Genomic DNA, 22,182 nt, shown 5'->3' with positions numbered 1-22,182 from the left:
GTGGACTTCACCTCCAGCAGCTATCTCGGGTACCGGCACGGTCACGCCGAACTGTCGCCGTGGCAGGCGTTGACCACCGGTCGGCCGGCCGGCCTGGCGGAGTTTCCCCAGGCCGACCGGCTCGCCCGGGACGTCGCCCGGCGGATGGGCCGGGCCGACGCGGTGCTGGCGACCTCGACCCTGCACGGCCTGGTCGACGTGTGGTCGGTGCTGCATCGGCAACCGACCGTCGCGCTGATCGACGAGGCGGCGTACCCGATCGCCCGGATGGCGTTGCGGGTCTCCGGGGCGGCGGGCGACCAGGTCGTGGTGCCGCACTTCGGGGCGGCGGCCGTGGCCCGGGCGGTGCGGGCGCTCCCGCTCGGGGTCCGTCCCGTCCTGCTCGTCGACGGCCTGTGCACCGGCTGCGGCCGGCTGGCACCGATACCCGACCTGCTCACCGCGCTGGCACCGAGAAGAGGGCTCGTCCTGGTCGACGACACGCAGGCGTTCGGCCTGGTCGGGGCCGCACCGGACCCGGGTGCGCCGTACGGTCACGGTGGCGGGGGTGTCAGCGCGGCGCTGGCCCTCCCGCCGTCGGCCCGGCTGGTCGTCGTGGCCTCGGCGGCGAAGGCGTTCGGTGCGCCGCTGGCCGTCGTGGCCGGCCCGCCCGACCTGATCGACCTGGTACGTCGGTACGGTCCGTGCCGGGTGCACGCGAGCGCGCCGTCCGCCGCCAGTCAGGCGGCGCTGGGTCACGCCCTGGCGGACGACGCCGACGCGGCGGCCCGGCGGGTCCGCCTCGACCGGCTGGTCCGGGTGTTCCGGGCCCGGCTCCGGGACCACGGGGTGAGCACCGCCAACACCGGGAACTGGCCGACCCAGTTGGTGCCGGTCACGGCCGCCGTCGCCGACCGCACCGTCGACCGGCTACGGCGTGCCGGTGTGCGTACCGTCTGCGTCCGGCCGGCCTGCGGCACGGGCCTACGGCTGATCTTCCTGGTCACCGCCGACCATCGGATGCCGGACGTCATCGGAAGCGGCCGGGCGGTCGCCCGGATCGTGTCCACCGGGCCGCCGGGACACCGGCCGGTGGCGGGTCACCGGGCGCGGCCGACACCAATCGATCGACCGTCGGCTATCCTCGGCTGAGCCCCTGCCACGGCCGCTCGTGGCGGCACCACGACGGTGCGGGCCGGAGAGGCGGTTGCCGTGTCGGGCCGAGTCAGCCACCCCATCGTCGACACCACCCGGGGCGACGGCCGGGTCGCCTGCCTCACCTTCGACGACGGCCCCGACCCGACCGACACCCCACGCCTGCTGGACGTCCTGCGCCGGCACCGGGTCAGCGCGGTGTTCTGCCTGGTGGGCGACCAGGTCGACGCGCACCCGGAGATCGTCCGCCGGATCGTGGCCGACGGGCACACCCTGGGCAACCACAGCATGCACCACGACGACATGGGCAACTGGACGCCCGAGCGGATCGCGGCCGACCTGCGGGAGACCGACGCCGCCATCCGACGAGCCGTACCGGACGCCCGGATCGGGTACTTCCGCGCCCCGTACGGCTCGTGGGGGCAGAGCCCGGCGGTGGCCGCGTCGCTCGGCCTGCGGTCGCTGGGCTGGCGGCTGGCCATCACCGACTGGGAGCCGCCGGGCACCGACGAACTGGTCCGCCGCCTGCTCGACGGCGTCACCCCGGGCGCGGTGGTGCTCCTGCACGACGGCGGCGGGGACCGCAGCCAGACCGTCGACGCGGTCGACCGGGTCATCCCCCTGCTCAGGGCGGACCACTGGCGGTTCACCCTGCCGGAACGGCCACGGTAGTAGCCCGACCGGTCGGTCGGGAAGCGGTAGTGGCCCGGCCGACCGGTCGGTAACCTGCCGCCATGACGCACGAGCGGGAGATCACCGAGCCGGTCGAGCTGTGCCGGCCGGACGGGCGACTCAACCCCGACGCGGTCGGCTGGACCCGCCGCCCGCTGCACCGGGCCGACCTGCGCGGCTGGGGCCGACGCAAGCGGTGGGAGTACTGGGGCGTGGTCACCCCCGGCCACATCCTCGGGGTGGTCGCCTCCTCGCTCGACTACGCCGGGGTGCACAGCGTCTACCTGCTCGACCGGGCCACCGGCACGGAGACCGGCACCGAGGCGGTGGTGCCGCTGGCCCGTGGCGTCGTCCTGCCCGACCGCAGCGGCGTCGGGCGGGTGGAGGTCGGATCGGGTCCGGTGCGGGTGACCATCGACCAGAGCCCGGACGGCACCACCCTGCGGGCCACCGGTGGGGACGTCGAGATCGACCTGACCATGCCGCTGCCGGCCGGGCACGAGTCGCTCGGGGTGGTGGTGCCGTGGAGCAGCCGCCGCTTCCAGTACACGGTCAAGGACGTGGGGCGGCCGGTGCGGGGCCGCTTCCGGGTCGGCCCCACCTGGTACGACGTCCCGGTCGCCGACTCGTTCGCGGTGCTGGACCACGGCCGGGGCAAGTGGCCGTACGCGATCGTCTGGAACTGGGCCGCGGGCAGCGGACCCGGGCGGTCGGTGCAGCTCGGCGGAGCCTGGACCGACGGCACCGGCAGCACCGAGAACGCGCTCGTCGTGGACGGCCGGCTACACAAGATCGGTGACGAGCTGCGCTGGCGGTACGACCGGTCGGACTGGCTGCGGCCGTGGCGGATCACCGGTGGCCGGGTCGACGTGACGTTCCACCCCTTCCACGAGCGGGCCGCCCGGACCAACCTCGGGGTGGTCGCCAACGAGACCCACCAGTGCTTCGGACACTTCACCGGCTGGGCGGCCACCGACGACGGGAAGCGGATCGACCTCGACGGCCTGGTCGGCTGGGCGGAGGAGGCCCGCAACCGCTGGTAGCGCAGGGCCCGCCCGGCCCGGTCGAGGCCCGTCGGCACGCCCGCACGCCGCGCACGTCGGCCCGCCGAGTCCGCCCGCACGCCGCGCACGTCGGCACGGACCGTCGCGTACGTCGGCCGACCGGATCGGTCACTTCGCCCGGTCCAGACAATGCGGGTGTTGGAAGGTCGCGGCCCGCTGGTCGCGGGCCAGGGCACGCAGCATCGACTCACGCAACGGCAGGTCGCGCAGCTTCGCCGAGTCCTCGGGCAGGTCGGTGAAGCTGGGACACGAGACCCGGGACCGGATGTCGTCGTTCGGCACGATCTCGACGCCACCGGTGTCGGAGAGCAGGGTGGTGGTGTCGTCGTCGGTGGCGACCACGTACCCGCGCAGTAGCCGCACCGTGCCGCTGGTCGAGGCGGCCGCGTCCGGGTCGGTCGCCGTCGGCCCGCCGGTCGCCGGTGCGCCGGTCGGTGCCGCCGCGGGGGCCACCTCGAAGGCCGTGGACGGCAGGATCGGCGTGGTGACCACGTTGTAGAGCACCCCGAGCCCGAGCGCGGCGGCCAGCACTGCCGTGGTGCGGACAAACGCCGGCAGCATGGTACGGCGCAGTGGGGTGTCCACACCGGTGAACACCATCAGCGCCGGCCAGCCGGCGACAACGGCGAGCGCCGGCTCTCCCCCGTCCACCGCCGCTCGGGCGATCACCACCGCCGTGCCCGCCAGGGCCAGCCGGGCCAGCACCCGGTGGACGCGCCGGGTGGACCGGCCCGTCGGATGGATGGCGAAGAGGGACAGGCCCCACGCCGGCAGGAAGACGATCGGGGTGCTGACCGCGGCGACGACGACACTGGCCCAGATCGCCCAGGCCGGGGTCCGGGCCGTCCAGCGGGCCGCAATGTAGCGGGCACACAGCCGGCGCCGGTCGACGGGTCCGACGGCACCGCCGAGCACCACCGCGCCGACGGTGAACACCAACGCCGGCACCGCCGGGAAGATCCACACCACGGACAGGCTGACCGTGGCCAGGAAGGTGATCGGGTTGACGCTCTGCGCCAGCATCAGCGTCAACTGACGGTCACCGCCGGACTGGATCCACAGGTAGAGCGCGGACACCGCCACCGGTACACCGAGCAGCAGGGACCACGGTCCGGGATTCACCGCGCCGCCCGGCAGCGGAGCGGGGGCCGGGTCCGGGAGCACGGTCGCCCGGGGCGGGTCGACGCCCCGGACGCTGCCGTGGCGGTCGGGTGCCACGCGTACGGCGCTCCGACGCCGAGGTGTCGGCGTGCGGCGGCTCCGTCGATGTGCCAGGGTGCGACGGCGGCGTCGGCCGGTGGTGGGCGGGCTGCCGGGCGACACCGCCGACGGCACGGTGACCGGGCCCCCGGCGGCGGGTTCTCCACCGGGGACGCCGAGGGCGCGGATCAGCCCGTCGGTGGCGTTGCGCAGCCGGGTTCCTTCCGGCTTCGGCTGCTCGCCGGTGAACCCCGCTTTGCCCAGCGACCTGTCCATCGCCTGTCGCCAGGCGCCATCGGCCGGGCGGTCGTAGCTGACCAGCAGGAACGAATCCACGAGCCGTTTCAGGTGCGGATCGTAGAGCGGCACGCCGATGCCGTACCAGTACCTGGGCAGGCCGGGCGGGGCCGGACGGATCACCAACTGGTTCCCGGGCTCCTGGGTGAAGCCGAGCAGCCCGATCTCGTCGCCGAGGACCGCGGCGAGGCGACCGGCGCGCACCTGCTCGACACAGTCACGAAGGTCGGGTCGGACGTCGAACCTCACGCCCCGCCGCAGAAGTTCCCGCTCGGTCACCGTACCGGCCACCGTGCACAGCACGTTGCTCGCCTCGCCCTCCCGGAACGAGGGCGGGGCGAGCAGGGCCGTTCCGCCCTCCAGGTAGGGGCCGGAGAACGCGACGATCCGCTTCCGTTCCGAGGTCATGGCCAGAGCGGCGAAGACCACGTCGACCTGCCCGGACTCCAGGGATGCGATCCGGTCCTCGGCGGCCAGCGGAACGAACGTCGCCACCTTGCCGAGGGATCCGGCCAGGTAACGGGCGAGGTCGGCGTCGAAGCCGACCGGTGCCACCGCCGGGCCGGCGCTGAGCAGCGGCGCGTCGGCGAGCACCCCCACCCGTAGCTCGGTACGCCCGCTGATCGACGACCGGCTCAGGACGTCGGACACGCTGGCCGTGAGCGGCGGCAGCGACACGAACCTCAGCGTGCTCACCGCCACCATCGCCAGGCAGACGAAGAGCGCGAGGCCACCCGTACCGGTCGGCCTACCGTCACCGCCGACGCGTACCCGCCGCCGCCATCTGCCAGGCATGCACCGTCCCCATACGTCGGGCCGGCACACCCGCTGTGGACGTCCGGGGCCCTGTTGAGAATCTGGACCATCTCCCGCCCCGCCGGCAAGGCATCGACACTGTCCGGTAACCGACGGTGACCGTCACCATCGGAGCCGAGAGCGACCGACGTCGACACGGATCCGTCAACCCTTCCATTGCATCGATGAGGATGGTTGGGTTTCCTCATGCGTCGACTTCTCGCCAGCCTGGTCGCCGTGCTCGCGGCCGGCCCCGTCGTCCTCAGCCCGCCGCCGGCCGCCGCCGCGACCACGGCTCCGGCGCTCGTCATCGCCAGCGACTTCCCCGACCCGGACATCCTGAAGGTCGGCGACACCTACCACGCCTACTCGACCAACAACGGCCACGGCAACGTGCCGGTCGCCACGGCGACCTCGCTGACCGGCCCCTGGACCCGACGGCCCGACGCCCTGCCCACCCTCGGCGCCTGGGCCAGCGGCGGACGCACCTGGGCACCCGAGGTGTTCCGCCGCGCCGACGGCAGGTACGTGCTCTACTACACCGCGCTCAGCCGCAGCGTGGGCCGGCAGTGCATCGGCGCGGCCACCGCCATGTCGCCGCTGGGCCCGTTCACCCCGGTCGGCACCGGGCCGCTGATCTGCGACGGCGGCGAGGGCGGCGACATCGACGCGTCCAGCTTCGTCGACGGCACCGGCCTGCGGTACCTGCTCTACAAGGACGACGGCAACGCGATCGGCCAGCCGACCAGCCTCTGGCTCCAGCAGGTCGCCGCCGACGGGACCACCCTCCAGGGCGGTCGGGTGGAGCTGCTGCGCAGCGGCCGGCCGGAGGAAAGCGGCGTCATCGAGGCACCGGTACTGACCAGGGTCGGCACCCAGTACGTGCTGTTCTACTCCCTCGGCGGCTACGGGGGCGACGCCTACCAGACCAGCTACGCCACCTCCCCCTCGCTGACCGGGCCGTACACCAAGGCGTACCGCTCGCTGCTGACCACGGCCAGCCTGGACAACGCGGTGCTCGGCCCCGGCGGGGCCGACGTGGTACGGGAGGCCGGCGGCGACCGGATCGTCTTCCACGGCTGGATCGACAACCGCACCGCCCGGGGCATGTACGTGGCCGACCTGGGCTGGTCCGGCGGCTTCCCGGTGGTGCGGGGCAGCCGGGTGCGGTACGAGGCGGAACGGGGCCGGCTCAACAACTGCGCCGTCCGCGCCACCGGCACCGCCTCCCAGGGGCAGGCCGTGGCGTACCTGGACCACCCGGACAGCTGGGTGGAGGTCACCGTCTTCGCGCCCCGCGCCGGCGGGTACACCGCGCACGTCGCCTACTCCGCCGGCTACGGCGACGCCCAGCACACGCTCACCGTCAACGGGGGTGCCGCGCAGGTGGTCAGCTACCCGGACACCGGGTGGGAGACCTGGCGGCAGGTACGCGTCGACGTCACGTTGGACGCCGGTCACAACACCATCCGGCTGAACCACCTCAGCCGCTGGGCGGAACTCGACTTCGTCGAGATCGCCTAGCCGGCCGGCGCCGGGGTCGCCTGACCGGCCGGAGTCGGCACCGGGCCGCCGGTGCGGGGCAGCGGACGCTCCGGCGTGGCCAGCAGTCGGGGCAGCAGCCGCTGGTAGCGGTCGAGCCAGCCGGCGACCGTCCCGGCGTCGAACAGCGTCGCCGCGTACTCGACCAGCAGGGACATCGTCCCGTCCGGGCGGGGCCGCAACTGCCAGGTCTGGTTGGCGCGGGCCCCGGCGAGCAGCACGTCCCGGCCCGGTGCCGGCTCGACGCCGGGCAGCCGCAGCACCGGGTCGGGCAGGTCCAGCATGCTGAAGTGGATCCGGGGCGGGTTGCCGGCGAACGCCCCGCCCAGCGCGGCGTTCTGCACCAGCCCCGGCACCGCCTGCCGGGCCAGCACCTGCCAGGTCGCCTCGGCGGTCCGCCGGACCAGGTCGTCGAACGAGCCGGCCCCGGCCACCGGGATGATCAGCCAGGCCGCCTGGGCGAACACCCCCAGCACGTCGTCGAACCGGGAGTCGGCGCGGTTGGCCACCGGAATCGTCAGCGTGACGACCGGCGCACCGGTCAGGTCGTGCAGGAACCAGGCGAAGGCCGCCGCGAGCACCACGTAGGGGGTGGCGTTGCGGCGGACACCGTACCCGGCGACCTCCGCCACCAGCCCGGCCGGGAGGACGACCTGCGCCACGCCACCGGTGTCGGTGACGCCGGGCCGACGCGGCCGGTCCGTCGGCAGCAGCAGCGGTACGGTGCCCGCCGGCAGGCCCTCGGCCCACTCGCGCAGCATCCGGCGGGTGTCCCCGTGGTCCAGGTACGCCTGCTCCTCGCGGCTGAAGTCGAGGTAGTCGGCGGGCAGCGGCGGCAGGTCGGCGGGGTGACCGGTGACCGCCGCCCGGTACAGCTCGCCGAGGTCACGGACCAGCACCTGGGCGGCCAGCCCGTCGATGATGCCGTGGTGCAGGGCCAGCACCAGCTCGTGCCGGTCCGGTTCCCCGCCGTCAAGGGCCGCCCCCTCCCCGTCGTCGAGGATCTCCGCCTCCCCGCCGTCGGGGGCGTCCACCGGCTGGAACAGTACGGCCCGGAACGCCGGTTCCCGACGCAGGGCGAACGGGACCGAGGCCCACTCCTCGACGGCCCGGTCCAGGTGCTCCGTAGCGACCGGGCGCACCGGCACCGGCACCGGGCGGGGCGTCAGCACCTGCTGGAGCACCTCCCCGTCGCGCTCGGCGTAACGGGTGCGCAGCGCGGGATGCCGGACGGCCAGATCGGACAGCGCCCGGTGCAGCGCCGCCCGGTCCAGCCGGCCGCGCAGGGTGAACCGCAGCGCGACGGTCAGCACCGGCGTGCCGCTCTCCTCGGTGATCTGGTACTGCCGGGCCTGGCAGTGGCTGGCCGGCGCGGTCGCCAGCACCTGACCGTCGGCAGCGGTGGCCAGCATCTGACCGTCGGGGTCCGCCGGGGCGCGGAGCCGGTCCAGCAGGTGCGGCTTGAGTCGGCGCAGCGCGGCGAGCAGGTCCGCGTCGAGCGCGTCGGCCGGCGCGTCGTAGCTCAACCGGGTGCCGTCGGCGGTGAGCCGGACGTCCCGGTCGCGCAGCACCCGCAGCAGCTCGTCGACCTCCCCGGCGGCCGTCACAGCGTCCCCCGGACCCGCGGCGACGCCTCGACGCCGGTGGGGTCGCCGGTCCCGCGCGGTGCTCCCCCCGGACCGTCGGCGGCGGACGGTGGCGCGGGCGCACGCAGCCGGTCGGCCATCGCCCGGATCGTGGGGTCGCGGAGGAAGTCGAGCACCGGTACGGTCCGCCCGGTCTCCGCCCGCACCCGGTTGAGCAGGCGCATCGCGGTCAACGAGGTGCCGCCCAGGGCGAAGAAGGTGGTCTCGACCCCGAACGGGGGTACCGCCAGCTCGGCGCGCCAGATGTCGACCAGCTGCCGTTCCAGGTCGTCGCGGGGTGGGCTGCCCCCGTCGGCCGGGCCGGTGACCGGGTCGGGCTCGGGCAACGCGGCCCGATCGATCTTGCCACTGTCCCGGGTGGGCAGCTCGGGCAGGAACGTCCAGGTCGTCGGCACCAGGTAGTCCGGGAGCCGGGCGGCGAGCTGGCGGGCCAGCTCCGCCGGCTCCAGCCCGGGACGGTCCGGCACCACGTACCCGGCGAGGTGGTGGTCGCCGTCCGGGCCGGCCCAGCCGCGTACCGCCGCGTCCCGCACCCCGTCCAGGCGGCGCAGGTGGTGCTCGGCCTCGCCGGGCTCGACCCGGAAGCCCCGGATCTGCACCTGCGCGTCGGTGCGGTGCAGGAACTCCAACTGCCCGTCCGGCCGCCAGCACAGCACGTCGCCGGTGCGGAACAGCGGCCCGTACTCGGGGTGGCGCAGGAACCGGTGGTCGGTCTCCTCCGGCCGGCCCAGGTAGCCCCGGCCGAGCTGCCGCCCACCCAGGTACGCCTCCCCCGGCACGCCCACCGGGGTCGGTCGCCCGTCGTCGTCGAGGACCCGGACGACGGTACCGGGAACCGGACGGCCGATCGGCGGCAGCACGTCGTCGCCGGTGTCGACGTCCAGGTGGACCCAGGTGGAGACCACGGTCGCCTCGGTGGGCCCGTACACGTTGGTCAGGGTGAACGGCGCGTCCGGCGGGGCGGTCCGGCGGAGCCGGTCGCCGCCGACGACCAGGTGCCGCAGCACCGACCGGGGGCCGGTCGACCAGTCCAGGTCCAGCAGCAGCTCCCCCACCGGGGTGGGGAGGAACGCCACGGTGATGCCGGTGTCGACCAGCCAGGCCCGCAGGCGGACCGGGTCCAGCCGGACGTCGTCCGGCACCACGTGCAGGGTCGCGCCGGCCCGCAGCGCCGGCCACACCTCGAGGCAGGACGCGTCGAAGCCCGGGCTACAGAACCAGCTCAGCCGGTCGTCGGCGGTGATGCCCAGGTCACGGGTGTACCAGGCGACCGTGTTGCTGATCGCCCCGTGCGGGATCACGCAGCCCTTGGGCCGCCCGGTCGAGCCGGAGGTGAACAGCACGTACGCCGGATCGTCCAGCCCGACCGCCGCCGGTTCCGGGGCGGCCCGGTCGACGGGCAGCCGGTCGACGTGGACGGTCACCGCGACGCCGGGCAGCACGGGCAGCGCCGACCGGGACAGCACCACCCGTAGCGCCGCCTGCTCGACGATGTCGGCGAGGCGGGCGGTGGGCTGGTCGGGGACGAGCGGCACGTAGCCGGCCCCGGCGTGCAGCACGCCGAGCATCGCGGCGACCGCGTCGGCGCTGCGCGGCAGGTGGACGCCGATCAGGTCGCCGGGGCCGACACCGGCCGACCGCAGGGCGGCGGTCACCGCGTCCGCCCGTTGCCGCAGTCGCGGCCCGGACAGGTGTTCGTCCGGATCGACCACGGTGGCCCGGTCGGGGCGCAGCAGGTCGGGCAGCGGTCGATCGGCGTCGGGCGCCGGCGGCCCGCCGTCCTGCCAGCCCGGCTCCGGAAGTCTCGCCGACTCCGGAAGCCCCGCTGCCTCCCGAGGTCGCTCCGACTCCCCGGGTTGCCCCGAGCCCGCCGGTGTGCTCCCCCCGGTGCCGGTACCGTCGTCCGGGCCGGCCGCGTCGACGGTCGACGACCGGTCGAACCAGCCGTTCACGGCGGCCTGACCCGCCCGCCGCAGCAACGGGAGCAGGGGTTCGTCCGGTCGACGGGATCCGGCCGCCAGCGCCGCCGCCACCTCGTCGAGCAGCGCGGCGGCGGTCTCGGCGTCGAACAGGTCGGTGGCGTAGTTGAGCTGGAACCGCATCGTCTCACCGAGGTCGGTGACGAACAGGGTCAGGTCGAACGGGGCCCGCCGCACCGCGACGTCCAGCAGGGTGGCCTGCACCCCGGGCAGGTCGAACGCGAAGGCCGGCTGGTTGTCGTACTCGATCACCACATCGAACAGCGGGTGCCGGCCGGGCTCCGGGGCGACCCCGAGCGCCTGGGCCACCCGGCTGACCGGCACGTCACGGTGGTCGTGCGCGTCGAGCAGCGCGGTCCGGGCGGCCCGGAGCACCGTGCCGAAGTCGGCGTCGGGGTCCACCGTCAGGCGCAGCGGCAGGGTGGTGACGAACAGTCCCACCGTGTTCTGCGCGCCGGCCGGCCGATGGGCGACCGGCGTACCGAGCAGCACGTCCCGCTGCTGGCCGTGGCCGGCCAGAGCCGCCGCGAACCCGGCCAGCAGCACCATGAACGGGGTGGCCCGGTGACGGCGGCCCACGTCACGCACCGCCCGGGTGAGGGACGCGTCGAGCACCAGGCGGGCGATCCCGCCGACCCCGCTGGGCACGGCCGGACGGGGACGGTCGGTCGGCAACTCCAGCCGGGGCGGCCGGGGGCCGAGCCGGTCCTGCCAGTAGGCGAGCTGCGGGGCGAGCCGCTCCGGGGCCGGTTCGTCGGCCGGAGCCGGCCACGGCGGCGGCGGTGGCAGGTCGGCGGGTCGGCCGGTCACCGCCGCCCGGTAGCCGGCGGACACCTCCCGGGCAACCACCTGGGCGGACAGGGTGTCGACGACCAGGTGGTGCAGCCGCAGCACCAGCAGGTGCAGGTGCTCGTGAACCCGGATCAGCCGGGGCGCGAACAGTGGGCCGGTGGCCAGGTCGAACGGCTGCCGGGTCTCCTCCTCGGCGGCCCGCTCGGCGAGCAGGGCCACGTCCTGGCCGGTGGCGTCGTACACGGGCAGGTCGACCGGGCCGGCCGGGCCCACGATCTGCCGGGGTTCACCGTCGACCTCCTGCACCGTGGACCGCAGCGCCGGGTGCCGCTGCACCACGAGCGTCAGCGCGGCGCGCAACGCGGCCACCTCCAGCGGGCCGTCCAGCCGGACCACCTGGGACTCGGTCCAGGTGGGACGGCCGGGCAGCATCCGGTCGGCGAACCAGATCTCCCGGCCCGTGCCGGTCAGCGGGGAGCCGACGGCCGCCCCGTCCCCCGCGCTGTCGGTGGTACGCAGCAGGGTGTGCAGCCGGTCGATGCCGGACAGCCCGGCGAGCATCCGGTCCGGCGACAGGCCGAAGTCGACGAAACAGCCGATCTCGTCGACCCCCAGCGCGGTGAACCGGTCCACCATCGCCCGCGCCTCCTCGGGACTGCCGATCAGGGCCCGGTCGGCGGTGTACCGGTCGTAGGCGCGGCGGAGCAGGTAGTCGACGTCCTCCGGGGTGGTGGTGTCCAGGTCGATGGTGACGCCGAGACTGTTGGTCACCTGCCCGAACAGGGCCAGCGAGGAGCGCAGGTAGTCGCAGAACGGCCCGAACGCCTCGGCCCGCGCCTGGTCACCGTCGGCACCGAGGTAGGTGTGCAGCAGCAGGACGATCCGGCCACCGTCGGGGTCCATGCCGTGCTCGGCCCGGACCGCCCGGTACCGGGCGATGTTGTCGGCCAGCTGCGACACGTCCTGCGACATCAGGTTGGTGATGACACCGAGGCCGGACGACGCCGCGCGCCGGAAGCTGTCCGGGTTGCCGACCACGGCGGTGAACAGTGGGGGCATCGGCTGCACCGGCGGCGGGAACACCCGCACCTGCACCGGTTCGCCGTTGCCGGCGGTACGGGTGACCGACTCTCCCCGCCAGAGCTGGCGGAGCTGGGCGACCCCCTCGTACATGGCCTCCCGGTGCCGTCCGTACGTCTGCGGGGCGAGCACGAAGTCGCGGGCGTGCCAGCCGCTGGCACAGCCGATGCCGACCCGGCCCTTGGAGAGGTTGTCCACCACCGACCACTCCTCGGCGACCCGGATCGGGTCGTGCAGGGGCAGCACGGCGCAGCCGGCGTGGATGCGGACCCGGCTGGTCCGGGCCGCCACCGCGGCGGCCAGCACGGACGGGTTGGGGAAGATGCCGCCGAACGAGTCGAAGTGCCGCTCGGGCAGCCACACCGCGTACAGGCCGTGGGTGTCGGCGAAGGTCGCGGCGTCCAGCACCGCGTCGTACCGGTCCTGGACGCGTTCCTGCGGGTAGTCGCCGAAGAAGTACAGGCTCAGGTCGACCGGCCCGGACGCCCGGGAGCCGGCGGTGTCGAGGACCGGTCCGCCCTCCGCTGCCGGCCCGGTCGCCTGACCGGTCCACTGCCCGTTCGCCTGGCCGGTCGCCTGGCCGGTCCCCGGGGCAGGAACGGGAACCGGGCCGGGAAGCGCAGCGGGCCCGGGAGCCGGGACGGAGGGCGGTGCCATCGGGACGGCTACCGGGACGACCGCGGTGCCGGCGACGGGCTGCGGGGACCGGGCGGGCTGCGGGCCGGGGGGCAGGAAACCACCGGCCCGCAGGTCGTGCAGTCCCTGGCGGACGGCATCGACGATCCGGTCCACGTCGGCGTCGGTGTGCGCGTCGGAGAGGAAGAAGTTCCGCCACTCCCACACGTGCACCCCGGCCAGCACCAGATGGTGGAAGAGCAGATCCAGGTTGACGTCGGAGGCGAAGCGGAACAACGACCCGAAGTGGTGCACGCGCAGCGGGAAGCCCTCGTCCGCGCAGAAGCCGTTGATGGTCGCGGCCAGCCGCCCGGTACGCCGGTTCAGACCGTCCTGGAGTGCCGGCCCCCGGTCCCGCAGCTCGGTCAGTACGGCCCGGGCGGCCACCATGGACAGCGGATGCTGAATGTAGGTGCCGCCGAAGAACGTGGTGTCCTGCGGCGGGACGCTGTCGTCGCCGTAGCTCCAGAAGCCGCCGTCGACCCAGTCCATGATCTCGGCCCGGCCGGCGACCGCGCCGATCGGGTAACCGCCGCCGATCACCTTGCCGTAGGTGGCGAGGTCGGCGCGGACCCCGAAGACGCCCTGGGCGCCCTGCGGGTGCGGCCGGAACCCGGTGAGCATCTCGTCGAAGAGCAGCACCATCCCGTGCCGGTCGCAGGCGGCACGCAGCCCGTGCAGGAACTCCGCCGGCTGCTGGTCCGGGTAGCGGCTGCGGACCGGCTCGACCACCACGGCGGCGATCCGGTCGGCGGCCCGCTCGATCGCGTCGAGGCTGCGCGGGTCGTCGTACGGCAGCACCAGCACGTCGGCCACCGCCGAGTCCGGGACACCCGCGGAGACCGGGACGGTGCGCCACCCGTCGCCGTCGCGGACCCCCCGGCCCAGCACCGGGTCGATGTGGCCGTGGTACGCCCCGGTGAAGGTGACGATCAACGGTCGGCCGGTGTACGCCCGGGCCAGTCGGAACGCCGCCGAGTTGGCCTCGGTACCGGTGGTGGCGAAAGCCGCCCGGTCCATGCCGGTCAGCGCGCAGAGCAGGTCCGCCGCCTCACCGGTCTCCGGGCCCCGGGGTCCGAGCCGCAGCCCGTCGGCGAGGTGCGCGGCGATCGCCCGGGTGAGGAACTCCGGCTCGTGCCCGAAGAGCAGACTGCCGAAGCCCATGGTGATGTCGACGTAGGTGTTGCCGTCGACGTCCTCCAGGTACGCGCCCCGGGCGCGGCGGGCGGCCAACGGGTAGAGCAGCTCCTTGGTGGCCCGGCGGAAGCCGACGACGGCCCGGGTGTCGGCCAGCCGTTGCCGGTGCCGCTGGGCGAGTTCCTTGGAGGTCCGGGTGCGCGCCGTGTAGCGGTGGACCAGGTCGGCGAAGTGCGCCTGCTGGCGGGGGTCGAGCTGACCGCCGCCCAGACCGGCACCGACCCGGGTCGGCCGGGGACCGAGCTGGGCCGGTTCGGCCGGGACCGACCCGGCCGGCGGGGCGACAGCCGGCGATCCGGCCGACGGAGACCCGGCCGACGGCGAAGCGACGGTCGGCGGCGAAGCGACAGTCGGTGGCATCCCGGCCGGTGGTGACGCGGCGGGTGACGGTGCCCCGGCCGGTGGCGGCCCAGCAGGTGACGGCGTCCCGGCCGTGGCGACGGTCGGTGGCGTTCCGGCCGGTGGCAGGGCGGCGGCCGGCGAGCCGGGCCCGGCCGGTGGCGGTCCGGCGGTGAACGCCGACAGTTGCCGGGCCATCAGGTCGGTGAACTGGCCCAGCAGGGCGAGCTGGCCGCGCAGCAGGTCGGCGGTGGCGGCATTACCGGCCGGCAGGCCGCCGGCCGCCGACGGGACCGGCCCCACCGGCGTGGCCCCGGGGGTGACCGTCGGTGTACCGGCGACCGTCGCCCCGGCCGCCGCTGCGGCGGCGACAGGCGAAACGGCAACGGACGGAACGGCGGCGACGGGCGGAGCCGGCGGAGCGACCGCAGCGGGCGGAACGGACCCGACAGGCGGAACGGACGCGACGGGTGGAACCGGTGCAGCGGACGCGGTGGGCGGGAACGGTGGAACGGGCGGAACCGGCCCGGTCAGGCCGTTGACCGCCGGCACGACGCCGCCGACGGCGTGCGGGACGTACCCGCCGGGGTCGGGCGCGGCGGCGGAAGGTGCGGGAGTCCCGGTGGCCGCCGGGGTGCCGGTGCCGGTCGGTCCGCCCGCCTCGACCCCGGCGGGCGGACCGCCCAGGGCGGCCAGCCGCTCCGGGGCCGCCCGCTCGACGATCGCCGCCGTCAGGCGGCTCGGACTGTCCAGTTCCTCGAACAGTTCCCGCATCGGGATCCGGATGCCGAAGGTGCTCTCCAGATCCCGCAACAGGTTGATCATCAGCAACGAGTCGGCGCCGAGGTCGAAGAAGGGCGTCTCCTCCGGTACCCGGTCCACGTCGGTGCCGAGCTGCTCGGCGGTCAGTTCCCGAACCCGGCGCAGCACGAGGGCGGTGGTGGGCGGGGTGGCGGCCGGGGACATGGCGGGACCTCCTGCGACCGGGGCGTCGGTGGGGGCGACCGGCGTCGGGCGGGAAACCGCCACCCAGTGCCGGGTTCGTTGGAACGGATAGGTGGGCAGGGGTACGCGGCGACCGGTCGGCGCGAGCGCCGCCCAGTCGACCTCCACGCCCCGGCAGAACAGCTCGCCCAGCGCGGCGACCACCTCGGCGCCGCCGTCGTCGCGGCCCCGGCGTACCGGGATCCACCTGGTCTGCGGCCACTGCCGGCCGAGCATGCTGAGCAGGGCCTCCGGCCCCAGCTCGACGAAAGTGGTACAGCCGTCGGCGACCAGCCCGGCGACGCCCGTGCCGAACTCGGCCCGCTGCCGGGTCTGCCGGCGGACGTGTTCGGCGCCCAGCAGTTCCCCGGGTGCGAGCCGTACCCCGCCGACGCCGGTGACCAGCGGCATCCGCAGCGGCTGCCAGGTGAGGGTGGCGGCGTGGCGGGCGAGGTCGTCGAGGATCGGGTCCAGCAGGGCGGAGTGGAACGCCCGGTCGGTCGGCATCGGCCGGTGCCGTACGCCAGCGTCGTCGAGTTGCCGCGCGAAGCGTCGTACCGCCGACGGGGACCCGGCGACCACGTGCCGGCGGGGACCGTTGGAGACGGTCACCTCGACGTCGGGGGCCCGGTGCAGCAGCGGGGCCAGTTCGGGCTCGTCGGCCAGGACGGCCAGCGCCGCGCCGGGTGGGGTGCCGCGCTGCATGAGGTCACCGCGTACGGCGGCCAGGTGCAGGCCGTCGGCGAGGCTGAGCGCGCCGGTCAGGCAGAGGGCGGCGTACTCCCCCGCGCTCTGCCCGATCACCACGTCGGGCCGGACCCCGACCGACTCGAGCAGCCGGGCCTGGGCCACCTGGAGGGCGAACAGGGCCGGCTGCACGGTGGCGGTGGTCCACTCGTGGGTCGCGCCGCGCAGCGCGGCCAGCAGGTCACTGCCCCAGTCCTGCCGGTACTGCGCGGCGCAGGTCTCCAGGACGGCGCGGGCCGGTTCGTGGGCCAGCAGGCCGGCCGCGGCGGCCCGCAGCTGCCCACCCTGGCCGGCGCAGGCGAACACCACGGGCCCCGGTCCGGTGTCGGGGACCGCGCCGGCCACCGAGCCGACGGCCCGGTCCGGCTGGTCGGGTTGGTCCGGCCGGCCGCGCAGCACGGTCGCCGCCGCGTCGGGGCCGGTGGCCCAGGCGACCAGCCGGTGCCGGCGGTGCTGCCGTCCGGCGCCCAGGGTGACCAGCAGGTCGTCGTTGCGGGGCGGGTCGGTGGCGAGCCGGTCGGCCACCCGGCCGGCGAGGGCCGCCAACGCGTCGGGGGTCTGCGCGGTGAGCGGTACGACGGTGGGCAGGTCCGACGGGGACAGCTCCGGTGCCGCCGGGGGTTCCTCGATCACGACGTGCGCGTTGGTGCCGCCGACGCCCAGGGCCGACACGCCGGCCCGGCGGGGACCGGGCACCGGCCACGGCCCGTCGGCGGTGGGGAGCCGGAACGGTCCGTCGGCCAGCTCCAGCTCGGGGTTGGGGCGGCGCAGGTTCGCCAGCGGGGGGATCCGGCCGTGCCGGACCGCCAGTACGGCCTTGATCAGCCCGGCCATGCCGGCGGCGGTGTCCAGGTGGCCGATGTTGGCCTTCACCGCGCCGAGCGGCAGCGGGGTGTCCCGCCCGCCGAAGACGGCCCGCAGCGCGGCCAGCTCGATCGGGTCCCCGACCCGGGTGCCGGTGCCGTGGGTCTCCAGGTAGCCGATCGAGGCGGCCGGTACGCCCGCCATGGTGAGCGCGTCCCGGATGACGCCGGCGTGTCCGTCGGCGGTGGGCGCGGTGTAGCCGGTCTTGGCTCCGCCGTCGTTGTTGACCGCCGAGCCGAGGATCACCGCGTGCACGGTGTCGCCGTCGGCGAGCGCGTCGTCGAGGCGTTTGAGCACCACGGCCGCCACCCCGTTGCCGCCGACCGTGCCGTCGGCGTCGGCGTCGAAGGCCCGGCAGACCCCGGTACGCGACAGGATCGACCCCTCGGCGTGGCGGTAGCCGGCGATCCGGGGCACGTGCACGGCCGCCGCGCCCGCCAGCGCCAGATCGGACTCCCCGGCCAGCAGCGACCGTACGGCCAGGTGCACCGCGACCAGCGAGGTGGAACAGGCGGTCTGCACGCTCAACGCCGGGCCGGTCAGGCCGAGCCGGTACGCCACCCGGGTGGCGAGGAAGTCGGGTTGGTTGCCGATGGTCACCTGCAACGCGGCTAGATGGTCGACCGGGTCGGTGCCGGCGAGCTGTTCGAGCAGGTAGGAACGGAGCGAGTACAGGTGCATGCCGGAACCGGCGAACACCCCGACCCGTCGCCGGGTGCCGGCGTACCCGGCCTGTTCCAGCGCCTCCTGGCAGACCTCCAGGAAGATCCGCTGCTGCGGGTCGGTCAGCGCGGCCTCACGCGGGGCGATGCCGAACGCCTCGGCGTCGAACGTCTCGATGTCGTCCAGCGCCCCGCTGACCGGGACGAACGTCGGGTCGTCGACGAGGGCGGCGGGCCAGCCGGCGGCCAGCAGTTCGTCACGGCCGAAGCGACGGACCTCGACCCGCCCGGCGAGGATGTTGCGCCAGTACCGGTCGGCCGACCCGGCTCCGGGGAACCGCAGGCCCATGCCGACGATGGCGATCCGGCCGTCGCCGGTCGTCCGGGTGCGACCGGTCCCGGTGGCCTGGCCGGTCGCCCCGGCGAGCCGGTCCACCAGGTACGCCGCCAGCGCGGCCGGGGTACCCCGGGTGAACAGGGCGGTCTGCGGGAACTGCACGTCCAGCGCCTGTTGCAGCAGGGTGTGCAGGCGCAGCAGGCGGATCGAGTCGAGCCCGGCGTCGTGGAACGCGGTGCCCTCCTCGGTGCCGGCGGGCAGCACCCGGCGCAGCACCTCGCGGACGGTACGGGCCACGACCAACGGGTCCCGGGTCGCCGCCCCCACCGGCACCGGCGGGCTGTCCGCCACGTCCGCCACCGACGGGACGCCCGGTTTCCGCACCATGCCCGGTGCCGACGGGACGTCCGGTGGCTGGACGAGGTCCGTCGCCGACGGGGCGCCCGGTGACCGGGACCGGTCCCGGCTCGGCACCGCGTCCGGGGCCGGCAGGGCGTCCGGGGCCGGCACCGCGTCCCGGTCCGGGGCTGGTGGCAGGGCCGGGGCGAGGGCTTCCGGTCGCTCGGGCGGGGACACGGCCGGCGGCACCGGGGTGCCGAACACGTCCACCGGGTCGGCCGCCACCACCGCCTCCAGGGACCGGACGGGCCGCACCTGGTGCCGTACCCGGGCGGCGTGCGGGTCGACACCGGCCAGCAGGTGCCCGGGTGGCAGCCGCAGGGCCAGCCGGGTCAACGCCGTCCCCTCGGCGGCGGAGAGGGTCCGCAGGTGTCGCCGGGTGGCCTGCTCGACGCCGCCCCGCTCCGCGCTCATCCCGATGCCGCGCCACATGCCCCAGCTCACCCAGGTGACCGGGCGTTCGACGGACAGGTGCGCGCAGAGCGCCTCGAGGAAGGCGTTGCCGGCCGTGTAGCCGCCGGCGCCCACCACCGGCACCAGGGTCAGCAGGGACGAGAAGGCCACCAGCCGGCTACCCGGCCGCTGCCGCAGCAGTCGGGCCACCTGCACCGAGCCGTCCACCTTGGCCGCGGCCTCGGCCCGCCAACGCCGCGGGTCGGTCCCGGTGAGCAGGGCCTGCCGGTAGTCACCGGCCAGGTGCAGCACCCCGTCCAGCGGGGCCTGCCACTGCTGTTCGGCGGCGGTGACCGCCGCCGTCAGGGCGGTGCCGTCGGTGATGTCGACGGTGGCGTACCGGAGCTGTCCGGCACCCGGCCCACCGGCGACCCCGGGCTGCGGCCCGGCCGCCGGCCCCGGCGGGGTCCGGCCGACCAGCAGCAGCCGCAGGTCGAGTTCGGCGGCGAGCCTGCCCAGGACGGTCCGCGCCACCCCACCGAGCCCGCCGGTGACCAGCCAACGGCTCCCCGGCGGGACCACCGGGTCGGCACCGGTCGGATCGTCCGCCTCGACCCGGTGCAGGGTCCGTACGTGCGGCGCGTCCCGCCAGACCACCACCGGCTCCCGGTGCCGCCAGCCGGTGGCGTTCGCCAGCACGGCGGCGTCGGCCGGCACGTCCCGGCCGGGCAGGTCGAGGTGCCAGACGCGGACGCCGGGATGTTCGACGCCGAAGGTCTCGGCGAGGCTGGCGGTGAGTGCCGCCGGATAGCAGCCGGGTTCGTCACCACGGACCCGGTACAGGCCGGCGCTGACAGTCAGCAGGGTTCCCGTCCAGCCGCTGTCGGCCAGGGTGCGTAGCAGCTCCAGGGTCCGGGTGCCGCACGTCTCGACGGCGGAGTCGACGGCCCGGGAGTCGTCCGGGTCCGGGGTGGGCAGGTAGCCGAGGGCGAGGACGACCAGCGCGGGCGTGCGGCCCGGCGCGGCCAGCGCGGCGCGCAGGTCCGCACCGTCACCCGTGGCTGCCGCCGCCCCGGCCTCGACGACCAGCGCGTCGGGCAGGACGTCCCGTAGCGCGGTGGCGAGTCCGTGGCGGTCGACGACCACCACCACCGGCCCGGGTGCCGGATCGATGTCCATGGTCCGGGGCGTCCAGCGCGGACGGAAGAGGCAGTCGGGGACGGTGTCCGGACCGGCCTCCAGCAGATCGACGAGCCGCTCGGCGTCGGCGTGGTCGCCGGCGAGCAGGCGGGTACGCATGCTGCTGCGTTGGATCTTGCCGCTGGTGGTCTTCTCGAAGCGTTCCCGGGCCACCGGCACCAGGCGGGCGGCGGTGATCTGGAGCCGGTCGGCGAGCCGGCGACGGACCCGGGTCAGCAGGGCGGCGTCCGGGTCGTGTTCGGCGACGAAGAGCACCACGATCTGCTCGATGCCCTCGGCGTCCGGCGCGCCGACGGCGGCCACGAAGCTCGCCGCCACCCCGTCCACGTCGCCCACCACGTCCTCGATGTCGTGGCAGAAGTAGTGGACGCCGTTGACGATGATCACCTCTTTGCCGCGGCCGGTGATGGTGAGCCGGCCGTCGGCGAGGAAGGCGAGATCGCCGGTGTCGAACCAGTCGCCGTCGGGGAAGGCGGCCCGGTTGGCGTCGTCGTTGCGGAGGTAGCCGGGGGTGACCCGGTCGGAGGTCACCTGGAGTCGGCCGATGTGCCACTCGGGCAGGACGGTGCTGCCGTCCGGTGCGGTGATCCGCAGCCGCGCCCCGGGTACCGGTGGCCCCATGCTGAGGAAGCTGGTCACGCCGGGGCCGGGCCCGTCGCGTACGGTGACCCGGGTCCCGTCGGCGGTGAGCGTGACGTGCTGCACCGCCGAGTCGTCGGCCGGCTGGTAGGTGAGCACCGTGCAGGTCTCGGCCATCCCCCAGCCCAGCAGCAGGGTGTCGGGGCCGACACCGAAGTCGCGGACGTCGGCGAGGAACCGTCGGATGACCGGTACGGTGCACTGCTCACCGGCGTTGATCAGGCTGCGGACGTGGCGCAGGTCCCAGCTGCGGCCCGGGTCCGCCCGCAGCGCCTCGGAGACGAGCTTGTAGCCGAAGTTCGGCGCCCAGCTGTGCTGGATCCGGTGCCGTTCGAGCAGGTCGAGCCAGCGCAGCGGGTCGGCGAGCACCAGGGGCGTGGCGACGTGGGTGGTGCCACACCCCAGCACGACCGGGCCGACGTGCATCATGACGATGCCGGCGACGTGGTCCAGCGGCAACCAGTTGAGCACCTCGTCCCCGGGCCGCATCCGGCCGGCCTGCCGGGCGCCCCGCGCGTACCCGACGATCCCCCGGTGGGTCATCGGGATCACCTTCGACCGGCTGGTGCTGCCGGAGGAGAGTTGCAGCATCGCCACGTCCCCGGGCGCGGGGCGGTGCCACTCGGTGGCGGGCGGCTGGTCACCGTACCCGGCCACGTCGAGCACCCGCATCCCGTCCAGGCCGTGACGGTCGGCGTACCGCCCCAACGCGGCCACGGTGCCGCCGCCGGAGAGCACCGGTGGCCGGTCCAGACCACGCCAGGCGTGTTCCAGCTTGTCCAGCGTGGCGTTGCGGTCGTCGTAGCCGGGGGCCTGGGCGACCGCGACGGCGTGGATGCCGCCGAGCAGGCACGCCCAGAGCGCGACGCAGTGGTCCAGCAGGGACGGCACGTGCAGGATGACCGGCTGCCCGGCGGTGAGGCCGGCGGCGCGCAGGCCGGTCAGCGTCCGCCGGGCGGCGGCGAGCAGCTCGGGGTACGTCAGCAGTTGGGTGCCGTCGGCCTCGACGACCCGTAGTCCCCGGGTGGGCCACCGCTCGGCCGCCCGGAGCAGGGCCTCCGGCAGGGTGGTCGGGTCGTCCGGGTCGACCTGGTCGGGTGGCCCCTGGGTGAGAGCGGGTGACCCGGCCGGTTCCGGCGCGGCGGCGGCGGGGGTGCCGGCGGGCCGGTCGGTCGCCGCCCAGCGCGGCGGCAGCGGCATCAGGTCGGCCAGGTGCCGCCGGTCGGTGGCCGGGACGGGGGCCGGTCGTACCGGAGCGCCGACGGTGCCGGCCACCGGCAACGCCGCCAGCGCGGCCTCGTCCGGGACGCCTGCGACGGTGCGGGGGACGCCGGAGACCACGGCCACCGTCACCGGTGCACCGGACGGGTCACGCAGGGTCAGCGCCACCGCCTCCGCCACCCGTCTGGCCCGGGTCGGGGTGACCGTCGGCGCGGGTACCACGTAGACGACCCGCCACCGGCGTCCGGCACGGTCGGTCCGGTCACCGACGGCGGCCTCGACGATCTCGGCGCGGGCGGTGAGGGCCCGGGTCAGCGCGTCCAT

Annotated in this window: 7 protein-coding genes; 4 read left to right on the top strand and 3 right to left on the bottom strand. The window is 75.3% G+C overall.

Going from position 1 to position 22,182, the window contains the following annotated elements; all coding sequences use genetic code 11:
- From PVK37_RS20755 to PVK37_RS20745, 3 genes are all read left to right on the top strand, one after another.
- Window positions 1–1,131 (top strand): aminotransferase class I/II-fold pyridoxal phosphate-dependent enzyme, encoded by a 1,131-nt coding sequence (locus PVK37_RS20755; RefSeq protein ID WP_275029245.1) that lies wholly within the window; start codon window positions 1–3, stop codon window positions 1,129–1,131.
- A gap of 60 nt (window positions 1,132–1,191) precedes the next feature.
- Window positions 1,192–1,806 (top strand): polysaccharide deacetylase family protein, encoded by a 615-nt coding sequence (locus PVK37_RS20750; RefSeq protein WP_275029244.1) that lies wholly within the window; start codon window positions 1,192–1,194, stop codon window positions 1,804–1,806.
- Window positions 1,807–1,868: 62 nt separating this feature from the next.
- Window positions 1,869–2,849: a DUF2804 domain-containing protein gene (locus tag PVK37_RS20745; protein WP_275029243.1), complete on the top strand. Its 981-nt coding sequence runs from the start codon at window positions 1,869–1,871 to the stop codon at window positions 2,847–2,849.
- Between the two features lie 129 nt (window positions 2,850–2,978).
- Here PVK37_RS20745 and PVK37_RS20740 read toward each other — a convergent pair whose 3' ends face one another.
- A complete protein-coding gene (locus PVK37_RS20740; protein WP_275029242.1) occupies window positions 2,979–5,162 on the bottom strand; it encodes a transporter substrate-binding domain-containing protein in 2,184 nt (727 codons plus the stop codon).
- Window positions 5,163–5,369: 207 nt separating this feature from the next.
- Here PVK37_RS20740 and PVK37_RS20735 point away from each other — a divergent pair, with 207 nt between their 5' ends.
- Window positions 5,370–6,686, top strand: a complete 1,317-nt coding sequence (locus tag PVK37_RS20735) for a family 43 glycosylhydrolase (protein ID WP_275029241.1) — start codon at window positions 5,370–5,372, stop codon at window positions 6,684–6,686.
- On the opposite strand, the gene PVK37_RS20730 is transcribed toward PVK37_RS20735, so the two are convergent.
- Both PVK37_RS20730 and PVK37_RS20725 read right to left on the bottom strand, forming a co-directional pair.
- The gene (locus tag PVK37_RS20730; protein ID WP_275029240.1) at window positions 6,683–8,311 is read right to left on the bottom strand and encodes a condensation domain-containing protein; all 1,629 of its coding nucleotides are present in this window, start codon (window positions 8,309–8,311) and stop codon (window positions 6,683–6,685) included. The genes PVK37_RS20735 and PVK37_RS20730 overlap by 4 nt on opposite strands.
- The gene (locus tag PVK37_RS20725; RefSeq protein ID WP_275029239.1) at window positions 8,308–22,182 is read right to left on the bottom strand and encodes a non-ribosomal peptide synthetase/type I polyketide synthase; all 13,875 of its coding nucleotides are present in this window, start codon (window positions 22,180–22,182) and stop codon (window positions 8,308–8,310) included. The genes PVK37_RS20730 and PVK37_RS20725 overlap by 4 nt, the downstream gene beginning before the upstream one ends.

It is taken from the genome of Micromonospora cathayae (assembly GCF_028993575.1).
Lineage (GTDB): Bacteria > Actinomycetota > Actinomycetes > Mycobacteriales > Micromonosporaceae > Micromonospora > Micromonospora cathayae.
This window is presented reverse-complemented; position numbering and strand designations above follow the sequence as displayed.

What these genes read in the sequence shown, in the direction of transcription:
- PVK37_RS20745 (WP_275029243.1), top strand. Translation starts at nt 1,869, where the DNA reads ATGACGCACGAGCGGGAGATCACCGAGCCGGTCGAGCTGTGCCGGCCG.
- PVK37_RS20740 (WP_275029242.1), bottom strand. Translation starts at nt 5,162, where the DNA reads ATGCCTGGCAGATGGCGGCGGCGGGTACGCGTCGGCGGTGACGGTAGG.
- PVK37_RS20725 (WP_275029239.1), bottom strand. Translation starts at nt 22,182, where the DNA reads ATGGACGCGCTGACCCGGGCCCTCACCGCCCGCGCCGAGATCGTCGAG.
- PVK37_RS20735 (WP_275029241.1), top strand. Translation starts at nt 5,370, where the DNA reads ATGCGTCGACTTCTCGCCAGCCTGGTCGCCGTGCTCGCGGCCGGCCCC.